The 10,256-nt window shown below is 69.6% G+C and carries 8 protein-coding genes; all 8 read right to left on the bottom strand.

Annotation, left to right across the window (positions count from 1 at the left end; translation table 11 throughout):
• Positions 1 to 2,253, bottom strand: a 2,253-nt coding sequence (locus G7A99_RS04340; protein ID WP_163139010.1) for an efflux RND transporter permease subunit, incomplete at its 3' end; no start/stop codon positions are given.
• Complete coding sequence (locus G7A99_RS04345) at positions 2,246 to 3,421, bottom strand: efflux RND transporter periplasmic adaptor subunit (RefSeq protein WP_018719338.1); 1,176 nt, start codon at positions 3,419 to 3,421, stop codon at positions 2,246 to 2,248. The genes G7A99_RS04345 and G7A99_RS04340, both read right to left, overlap by 8 nt.
• A 147-nt stretch (positions 3,422 to 3,568) precedes the next feature.
• A complete protein-coding gene (locus tag G7A99_RS04350; protein WP_018719337.1) occupies positions 3,569 to 4,330 on the bottom strand; it encodes a MipA/OmpV family protein in 762 nt (253 codons plus the stop codon).
• 122 nt (positions 4,331 to 4,452) lie between these two features.
• On the bottom strand, positions 4,453 to 5,004 hold the full coding sequence (locus G7A99_RS04355; RefSeq protein WP_018719336.1) for an acyloxyacyl hydrolase: 552 nt from the start codon (positions 5,002 to 5,004) through the stop codon (positions 4,453 to 4,455).
• A gap of 141 nt (positions 5,005 to 5,145) precedes the next feature.
• On the bottom strand, positions 5,146 to 5,325 hold the full coding sequence (locus G7A99_RS04360; protein WP_018719335.1) for a PLDc N-terminal domain-containing protein: 180 nt from the start codon (positions 5,323 to 5,325) through the stop codon (positions 5,146 to 5,148).
• Positions 5,326 to 5,367: 42 nt separating this feature from the next.
• A complete protein-coding gene (locus G7A99_RS04365) occupies positions 5,368 to 6,990 on the bottom strand; it encodes an electron transfer flavoprotein-ubiquinone oxidoreductase (RefSeq protein ID WP_163139018.1) in 1,623 nt (540 codons plus the stop codon).
• A gap of 143 nt (positions 6,991 to 7,133) precedes the next feature.
• Positions 7,134 to 8,036: a hydroxymethylglutaryl-CoA lyase gene (locus tag G7A99_RS04370; protein WP_163139011.1), complete on the bottom strand. Its 903-nt coding sequence runs from the start codon at positions 8,034 to 8,036 to the stop codon at positions 7,134 to 7,136.
• Positions 8,037 to 8,130: 94 nt separating this feature from the next.
• A complete protein-coding gene (locus G7A99_RS04375) occupies positions 8,131 to 10,131 on the bottom strand; it encodes an acetyl/propionyl/methylcrotonyl-CoA carboxylase subunit alpha (RefSeq protein WP_163139012.1) in 2,001 nt (666 codons plus the stop codon).
• Positions 10,132 to 10,256 lie beyond the last annotated feature (125 nt).

The raw sequence follows: 10,256 nt of genomic DNA on the forward strand, positions 1-10,256 counted from the left end.
GACCCCCCAGGTGACCGAGAGCAGGTCGTTGATCCGGGACAGGGGCACGCCCAGCGCCTGGGCCTTCTCCTGGTCCACGTCGAGGTGGTAGCGCGGGCGGTCCTCCAGGCCGTTCGGGCGGACGTTGGTGAGCACCGGGCTCTGCGCGGCGAGCTGCAGGAACCGGCCCTGTGCCTGCATCAGCGCCTCGTGTCCAACGCCGCCGCGATCCTGCAGCCGCAGATCGAAGCCCAGGGCGTTGCCCAGTGCCGGGATCGAGGGGATGTTGAAGGCGAATACCCGGCCGTCGCGGATCAGCCCGGCGAGATCGCGGTTGGCCTTCTGGATGATGGCGCCGACGCTCTCGGTTTCCGGATCGCGCTCGGACCACGGGTTGAGGTTCACGAAGGCGATACCCGCGTTCTGCGCCCGTCCCGCGAAGCTGAAGCCGGCCACGGTGAAGATGCCGTCCACGGCATCCTGGTCGAGGAAGTAGTCCTTCACCTTGTCCATGGTCGCCTTGGTGCGCTGCTGGGTTGCCCCGGAGGGGAGCTGGTACTGCACCAGCACGACGCCCTGGTCGGCGGACGGAAGGAAGCCGCCGGGCACCCGGGTGAAGCCGTAGGCGGTGCCGGCCACGATCGCCGCGAAGACCACGCCATAGATCCACGGATGGCGGCCGAAGTGGCCGACGGTCGCGGCGTAGCCGCTGGTGGCGCCGTCGATGCCGCGGTTGAACCAGCCGAGCAGCCGGTGCAGCAGGGTCTCGTGCTCCTGGCGTTTGAGCAGGCGGGCGCACAGGATGGGGCTGAGGATCAGTGCCACCAGCACCGAAAGTGCCATCGCCGCCACCAGGGTTAGCGAGAACTGCCGGTAGATCGCACCCACCGAGCCCGGGAAGAAGGCCATGGGCACGAACACGGCGGAGAGCACCACGCCGATGCCTACCAGCGCACCGCTGATCTGGCCCATGGACTTGCGCGTCGCCGCCATGGGGCCAAGCCCGTCCTCATGCATGACGCGTTCGACGTTCTCCACCACGACGATGGCGTCGTCGACCAGTAGCCCGATCGCCAGGACCATACCGAACATGGTCAGCATGTTGATGGAGAACCCTGTCGCTGCCATCACCGCGAAGGTGCCGAGCAGCACCACCGGCACCGCCAGCGTCGGGATCAGCGTGGCCCGCCAGCTCTGCAGGAACAGGATCATCACCAGCACCACGAGGGCGATGGCCTCGATCAGGGTGCGGACCACCTCCTCCATCGAGGCCTCGACGAAGGGGGCGGTCTCGAAGGGGGTGGCGACCTCGAGGTCCTTCGGGAAGTAGGGTTCGAGCTCGTTGAGGCGTTCCTCCACGCGCCGGGTGGTCTCCAGGGAGTTCGCGCCGGGCGCCAGGGTGACGGCCAGGCCGGCGGCCGGCTGGCCGTTGTAGAAGCTGTCGATGTGGGTGGAACCGCCGCCTAGCGCGACCCGGGCGATGTCGCCCAGACGCACGCGGGAGCCGTCCGGCTGGGTCTTGATGAGGATGTTGCGGAACTCCTCCGGCGTGTTCAGCAGCGTCTGCGAGGTCACCGTCGCGTTGAGCTGCTGGCCCTCCACCGCCGGCAGACCACCGAACTGGCCCGCCGTGACCTGGGCGTTCTGGGTCTCGATGGCCGAGCGCACGTCGGACACGGTGAGGCCATAGCGGATGAGCGCGTCCGGGTCGAGCCAGATGCGCATCGCGTACTCCGAGCCGAACACGGTCACGCTGCCCACGCCGGTGACTCGGGCGATGGGTTCCTTGATGTCCGAGTGCACGAAGTCGGCGATCGCCTGCTTGGTCATCTCGCCGTCGCCGGAGATGAAGGCCTTGACCAGCAGGAAGCTCTCGCTCGCCTTTTCCACGCTGATGCCCTGCTGGCGCACCACCGTGGGCAGACGCGGCTCGGCCAGCGCCAGCTTGTTCTGAACCTGCACCTGGGCGATATCGGGGTCGGTGCCGCTGGCGAAGGTCAGGGTGATGGTCGCGTGGCCGGTGGAGTCGGAGGTCGAGCCCATGTAGAGCAGGCCGTCCAGGCCGGTCATTTCCTGCTCGATAACCTGCACCACGGTGTTCGAGACCGTGTCCGAGGACGCACCGGGGTAGCTTGCCTGGATCTCGACCGCCGGTGGTGCGACGGTCGGGTAGCGCTGGATCGGCAGCGTGTTGATGGCGAGGACGCCGGCGAGCATCACCGCGATCGCCAGCACCCACGCGAAGACCGGCCTTTTCAGGAAGAAATTAACCATTGTCGGTCTCTCCCGGCCGGTTCGGGATCTCGGCCGCAACGGCCTTCACCGCCTGGCCCGGCCGTGCCTTCTGCAGGCCCGAGACAATGACGCGATCACCCGCCGAGAGGCCGTCCTCAACGACCCAGAAGCTGCCGAGGGCGCGGCCCACCTTGACGCTGCGCTGCTCGGCCTTGCCCTCGCCGTTGACCACCAGTGCGGTCGCCTCGCCCTGGCGGTTGTGGGTGATGCCCTGCTGGGGCACGAGCAGGGTGTCCTGCTTGGTGCCGGAGCTCAGCCGTGCGCGCACGAACATCCCGGGCATGAGCTCATGGTCCGGGTTGGGGAAGACCGCGCGCAGGGTCACCGTTCCCGTGCCCTGGTCGACGGTCACCCCGGTGAACTCCAGCTTGCCGGGATGGCCGTATTCGGTGCCGTCGTCGAGCAGCAGCTCCACCCGGGCCTTGCCGGGCTCGGCCTTCTCCAGGTCGCCGCGGTGGAAGGCGCGCCTGAGGCGTATCATTTCGGTGGTCGAACGCTGGATGTCGACGTAGATGGGGTCGAGCTGGGTGATCCGGGCCAGTGCGGTCTCCTGGTTTGCGGTCACGAGTGCGCCCTCGGTGACATACGACTGGCTGATGCGTCCGTCGATGGGGGCATCGATGCTGGTGTAGGCAAGATCGATGCGGGCGGATTCCAGCGCCGCCTTGGCCGACGCCACCCGCGCCTTCTGCTCCTGGTAGGCGGCCTGGACGTCGTCGTAGTCCTGCTGGCTGACGTGGTTCTTCTTGACCAGATCGCTGTAGCGCTCGGCCTTGCGCCGGGCACTGTCCAGGGTCGCGCGGGCTTCGGCCAGGCTGGCCTCCGCCTCGTGGACGGCGGCCCGGTAGCGGCGCGGGTCGATCTCGTAGAGCGTGTCCCCGGCGCTTACCTGGGTGCCGGCCCGGAAGTCGCGCTTCTGCAGGATGCCGGTTACCTGCGGCCGGACCTCGGCGACGCGGTAGGCGGAGGTCCGCCCCGGAAGACGGGTGACCTGTTCCACCGGCTGCATGTGTAACTCGACCACACCGACCTCCGGCGGTGGCCGCTTCGACTGCTGGGCCACGGCGGGGCCGCCGGCGAGGCCCGCGAGTGCCGCCGAGAGGACGATCACGGCGGAGAGCGAACGGGAGTTATAGGCGTTGCGCATGGCAATCCTTCCTTGTGGCCGTGTTCTGAGCCATAGGGGAGAGAGGCTCGAAGGAATAGACATCAAATTATACATACACGAATGTATGGTTAAAAGCCGGGAGACCGGCGGGATGCCGGTCGCGGTCGGGAAGGGGTGCCCGGGGCGTCAGAAGGCGTAGGAGAGCACGATTCCGGCGGCGGTCTGGTTGGCGTCGCCGACGTCCGCGACGATGGGGCTGTCCGCGGCGTCCCCGAGAATGCGGCCGGCGCGGGTTATTGCCGTCACCGACCAGCCCGCTCCCAGCCGGCGCGTGACCCGGGCCGTTACCCGGACCTCGTAGTAGGCGCCGCCCGGGTGGAACGCGTCGAGCCCCGAGCGCGCGCTCCCGGCCGGGGAGACGGCGAACAGGGCGTCGTTCCAGTCGTCGTCGCCCCAGGTGAGATCGGGGCCGACGGCATAGCGCCAGCGTTGCCCGATGCGCCCGGCATAGCGGGTCCCCACTCGTGCACGCAGGCCCTCGAGGTCGCCGGTGACCGGGGTGGCGATATCCCCCCGGAGTCGCCAGGGACCCCGGCGCCAGTGCGCGGCGATGCCCGCGAGTGCGCCGCCGTCCACACTCTCCAGGCCCTCCAGGTCGCCGGCGTCGCTTCGTCCCCCGGCCCGGGTGACGAAGGGACCGACGCGCAGACCGGTTCGCCGGAACACGTCCCAGCCGATGCCGTCCGTCACGGTGGCATAGAATGGCCCATGGCGGATGTCGAAGTAGGGTACCGGATCCGTGTCGTGGTCGTCGGAACCCCGGTAGCTCGGGGCATGGAGAACGCCGGCGCCGAGGCGCACGGTTGTCTCCGGCCCGTCCGCGGCGGCCGCTGTGGCGGCCAGCGTCAGCGCGATCGCGGCGGTGATCCCCACGACGGTGTTACCCATGTTCTGTTCCCCTGGCTGGCTGTGTCTGTCCCGATCAGGGCGTCGGCCCCGGAAGTGGCTGCGCCCGGGTAACCATACAGGGGCCGCGGCGCCGGATCATGCGCGGCCCATGCATCATGGGCTCAGAAGTGGTAGGCGAGCTCCAGGGAGACGATGTCGACGCCGGGATTCTCCTCGTAGAGGTCGGCGTTCGAGGTGTGCTGGGCGCGCACCGCGACGTGGAAGGCGGGCAGCGGGCGCCAGCCCACGGCGATATGGCTGGTGAACTGCATGTGGCCGCCGAGGTCATGGCCCGCGGCCGTGCTGTCGGAGAGCACGGAGGGCTGGACACCGGTGCTGAGCAGGATGGGCTGACCGGGCCACTGGTAGGTGAGGACCGGGCCCAAGGCGGCGAGGTGGGTGTCATCCCCGGAGCCGCCCCAGTGGCTGGCCATGGCCTCCCAGTGGGCATTCACCCCCTCCGGCAGGTAGGCGTCGACGATATGCCGCTGCACCCAGGGTGCGCCCCGCCGCAGGTAGAGGGTGACGGAGTCGACGTTGTCGCCACTGCCCGCACGCACGCCCACGCTCGTCGATGCCGGGTGTGGGGCGTCTCCGCCGGCCGCACAGGTGACGGACGGGGCGGCCGTGGCCAGGGCCGCGGTGATCAGCGCGGCGCGTAGTGCCATGGTCATTGCGTATCCTCGGGGTAGGCCGGGTGCCACTGTATCCATTCGTCGGATACAAACATGTTTGTATGTTATGGCGCGACCCGGAACCGGTCAAACCCGACGGCCATGCCCGTCGGGTTGCCGGGGGCGCGTTCGTACCTGCGGTCAGCCCTTGGGGCCGGTGAGCAGCCAGACGATGAGGCCCAGCACCGGCAGGACGAGGATGCCCACGATCCAGAGGACCTTGGCGCCGGTGCTTGCGCGGCTCTGGACGATGCGCACGAATGCGTAGACCTCGATTATGAGCAGGATGAGGCCGAGAAAACCGCCGATCTCTATGCCCATGGGTGCTCCCGTTGGCTCGGTCCCGGACTGCCGGAACGCCTGTTACATGTTGGGGTAGTTGGGTCCGCCACCGCCCTCGGGGACGACCCAGTCGATGTTCTGGGTCGGGTCCTTGATGTCGCAGGTCTTGCAGTGCACGCAGTTCTGCGCGTTGATCTGCAGCCGCGGGTTGCCCGCGTCGTCCTCGACGAACTCGTACACCCCGGCGGGGCAGTAGCGCGCCTCCGGGCCGGCGTAGCGCTCGAGGTTCACGCGCACGGGCACGTCATCGTCGCGTAGCGTGAGATGGCAGGGCTGGCTCTCCTCGTGATTGGTGTTGGAGATGAACACCGAGGAGAGCCGGTCGAAGGTGACCACGCCGTCGGGTTTCGGGTAGTCGATGGGTGTGGCCTCGTCCTTCGCCCTGAGCTGCTCGTGGTCGGCGTGGTGGTGGAACGTCCACGGTGCCTTGCCCCGGAACAGGTACGTATCGATGGCGGAGTAGGCCATCGCCGGCCACAGCCCCCAGCGGAAGGCGGGACGAATGTTGCGTGCGCGGTGGAGCTCGTCCCATAGCCAGGTTCGGCGCAGCCGCTCGGGGTAGGCGCTGACCTCGGCGCCGGCCTCCGCTGCCTCGCCGGTGAGCGCCTCGAAGACCGTCTCGGCGGCGGTCATGCCGGACTTCATGGCGGTGTGGCTGCCCTTGATCCGCGGGGTGTTGAGAAAGCCCGCGGTGTCGCCGATCAGCGCCCCGCCCGGGAAGGTCAGCCGCGGGATCGACTGGTAGCCGCCCTCGCTGATCGCGCGCGCGCCATAGCTGATGCGCCGCCCGCCCTCGAAGGTGGGGCGGATCGCCGGGTGGGTCTTGAACCGCTGCATCTCCTCGAACGGCGAGAGGTAGGGGTTGTCGTAGTCGAGCCCGACCACGAAGCCCACCGCCACCTGGTTGTCCTCGAGGTGGTAGAGAAAGCTCCCGCCGTAGGTCTTGGAGTCCATCGGCCAGCCCACGGTGTGGACGACCAGCCCCGGCTGGTGCTGCGCCGGATCCACCTCCCAGAGCTCCTTGATCCCGAGCCCGTAGGTCTGCGGGTCGGCGTCGGCACGCAGGTTGAAGCGCTCGAACAGGGTCTTGGTCAGCGAGCCGCGGCAGCCTTCGGCGAACAGTGTCTGGCGGGCGTGCAGCTCCACGCCCGGCTCGTGGTTCGGCCCCGGTGTGCCGTCCGGGTTCAGGCCCATGTCGCCGGTGGCCACGCCCTTGACTGCCCCGTCCTCGTGGTAGAGCACCTCGGCGGCGGCGAAGCCCGGATAGATCTCCACGCCCAGGGCCTCGGCCTGCTCGGCGAGCCAGCGGCAGAGGTTGCCGAGGCTGATGATGTAGTTACCCGCGTTGGCCATCTGCGGCGGCGTGGGTAGCCGTCGGGCGCTGCGCTCGCCGAGCAGCAGGAAGCGGTCCTCGGCGACCGGCGTGTGCAGCGGTGCGCCGCGGTCGCGCCAGTCCGGCAGCAGCTCCTCGAGTGCGCGCGGGTCGAGCACTGCCCCGGAGAGGATGTGGGCGCCGATCTCGCTGCCCTTCTCGAGCACGCATACCGACAGCGCCTGCCCGGCCTCTTCGGCCTGCTGCATCAGACGGATCGACGCCGCCAGGCCCGAGGGCCCGCCGCCGACGATCACCACATCGTATTCCATGCTCTCGCGTTCACTCGTCACGGCTCTCTCTCCCGTTCTTGTTCATCGCCCGGGGCCCGGGGATGCCCCCGCCATCCTCGGCCGGTCCCCGCCCCCGCGCTGTTTCATCTCCGACCCCGGGTTGTGTCTGATCCCCTGCGACGTCAGGCGCGTGCCGCGAGCGCCTGGGCCACCCGAGAGGCGGGCTCGCGGCCGAGCTTGCCGGAGATCCAGCGTCCGGTGGCCGCGAGGGTCTCCAGGTCCACACCGCTCGTGATCCCGAGGCCGTCGAGCAGGTAGACGACGTCCTCGGTGGCGACATTGCCCGAGGCGCCCTTCGCGTAGGGGCAGCCGCCGAGGCCTGCCACCGAGCTGTCGACGGTGGCGATGCCGAGCTCCATGACCGCGTAGAGGTTGGCCAGGGCCTGCCCGTAGGTGTCGTGGAAGTGCGCGGCGAGTCGGGCCATCGGCACCCGATCCGCCACGGCCTCGACCATCCGCTGGGCCTTGCGGGGCGTGCCCACGCCGACGGTATCGCCCAGCGAGATCTCGTAGCAGCCCATTGCGTGGAGTTCGGCGGACACGGCGGCAACCGCCTCCGGCGCGATCTCCCCCTCGTAGGGGCAGCCGAGCACGCAGGAGACATAGCCCCGCACCCGCACGCCCCGCTCCCGCGCGGCCTCGATCACCGGCCGGAAACGCGCCAGGCTCTCGGCGATGGAGCAGTTGATGTTCCGCTGCGAGAAGCTCTCGGAGGCGGCGCCGAATACGGCGATCTCATCGGCGCCGGCGGCCAGGGCGGCGTCCAGGCCCTTCATGTTGGGTACGAGCACCGGGTACTGCACGCCCTGGCGCCGGCGGATGCCCTGGAGGACCTCGGCGCTGGCCGCCATCTGCGGCACCCACTTGGGGGAGACGAAGGCGCCGGCCTCGACCACCGGCAGCCCCGCGTCGGCGAGGCGCTCGATCAGCTCGATCTTGACTGCCGCGTCGATGCTCTGCGGTTCGTTCTGCAGCCCGTCGCGCGGGCCGACCTCGACGATGCGCACGGAGTCGGGAAGAGGCATGGCGGATTCCACTCGCGGTTCGGTTTCCCGGGGGCCCGGCGGGCGGCCCGGAAACAACTTTACATATTAAACGTTTCCCGGCAAAGCGATGCCGTCACTCCGCCGGGCGGATGGCCAGCAGCTCGATGCCCTCGGAGACCTGCTCGCCCTCGGCGTGGCTGACGTGCTCGACAACCCCGTCGGCCGTCGCCTTGATGGTGTACTCCATCTTCATCGCCTCCAGGATCATCAGGGGCTGACCTTCACTTACCGTATCACCGGGAGACACCAGTACGCTCACCACCGTGCCCGGCATCGGCGCGGTGAGGCTGCCTTCCTGGACCTCGTCCTCCATGCCCACGGTCAGCGGGTCGTGGCAGAGCAGCTGGCGCGAGGAGCCGTCGCAGATAATGGTCAGCTCCGCACCGCGGCGGACCACCGTGGCCGTCAGGCGCACCCCGTTGAGGTCGACGCGCATGTCGCCGTCCGCGTCCAGCCGGCCGCGGGCACGGACCTCGCCGCCGGGCAGCTCCAGCAGGTAATGGCCCTCGCGGTAGTGGGCGGTTACCGCGATATCGTCCCCGCCGTCGCGGAAGTGCAGCGTGTGGTGGTTGTCGTCGTTGAGCACCCAGCCGCTGGCGTCGTGCCAGGGGGAATGCGGGTCCGCGGAACGGGCGGCGCGGGCTGCGGCCTCCGCGTCGATGCGCAGGAATTCGGCCAGGCATGCCAGTGCGAGCACCCGGTCGGAGACGGGCTCCGGGGCCGGGAAGAGGGCGTCGCGGTGGTTGTCGATGAAACCGGTGTCCAGCTCCGCGGCGGCGAAGGCCGGGTGCGCGGTCAGGGCCTGGAGGAAGGTGATATTGGTGGTCGGCCCCACCACCTGGAAGTGCGCGAGCGAGCGGCGCAGCCGGCGCAGGGCGCTGGCGCGGTCTTCGTCCCAGACCACGAGCTTGGCGATCATCGGGTCGTAGTGGACGCTGACCTCATCGCCCTCGCGCACCCCGGTGTCGATACGCACCTGGGCACCTTCATCCGGTGTGCGCATGTGGCTGATCCGGCCGGTGGCGGGGAGGAAGTCGTTGGCCGGGTCCTCGGCGTAGATGCGGGCCTCGAAGGCATGGCCGTGGATGGTCAGCGACTCCTGCCCGCGGGGCAGGGGTTCGCCGTCGGCCACGCGCAGCTGCCACTCCACGAGGTCCTCGCCGGTGATCATCTCGGTCACCGGGTGCTCCACCTGCAGCCGGGTGTTCATCTCCATGAAGTAGAAGCTCCCGTCCTGGTGGACGATGAACTCCACCGTGCCCGCGCCGACGTAGCCGATGGCCTGGGCGGCGCGGGCGGCGGCCTGGCCCATCTCGCGACGACGCGCCTCGGTCATGCCGGGGGCCGGGGCCTCCTCGACCACCTTCTGGTGGCGGCGCTGCACCGAGCAGTCCCGTTCGAAGAGGTGCACCACCTGGCCCTGGCTGTCGGCGAAGACCTGGACCTCGATGTGGCGTGGCTGGAGGAGGTACTTCTCGATCAGCACGCGGTCGTCGCCGAAGCTCGCCGCGGCCTCGCGCCGCGCGGCGGCGAGCTCGTCGGCGAAGTCCCCCGGGCGCTCGACACGGCGCATGCCCTTGCCACCGCCGCCGGCGCTGGCCTTGATCAGGACCGGGTAGCCGATCTCCGCCGCGGCGTCGGCGAGCCGTGACGGGTCCTGGTCCTCGCCGTGGTAGCCGGGGACCAGCGGCACGCCGGCCTCGGCCATGATGGTCTTGGCGGCGCTCTTCGAGCCCATTGCCTCGATGGCGGAGGCGGGCGGGCCGATGAACGTGATCCCGGCGGCCTCGCAGGCACGGGCGAAGTCAGCGTTCTCGGAGACGAAGCCGTAGCCGGGATGGACCGCCTGGGCGCCGGAGCGGCGGGCGACTTCGAGGATGCGCTCGGTGTCGAGATAGCTCTCGCGCGCCGGGGCCGGGCCGATCAGCCAGGCCTCGTCGCAGAGGTGGACGTGGCGTGCGTGGGTGTCCGCCTCGGAATAGACGGCGACGGTGCGCACGCCGAGCCGCCGGCAGGTCTGGGCCACCCGGCAGGCGATCTCGCCGCGGTTTGCGATCAGTATCTTGTCGAACATCGGTGATCCCCGATCGGTTCGTGGTCGGTCGTTTCGGTGCCGCGCCCCGGTGTCACCAGCGCCAGGCCGCACGCCGTTTGCCGAGGAAGGCGCTTACCCCCTCGCGGCCCTCGTCGCTGGCGCGC

The sequence above is a fragment of the Arhodomonas sp. KWT genome (assembly GCF_010993615.1).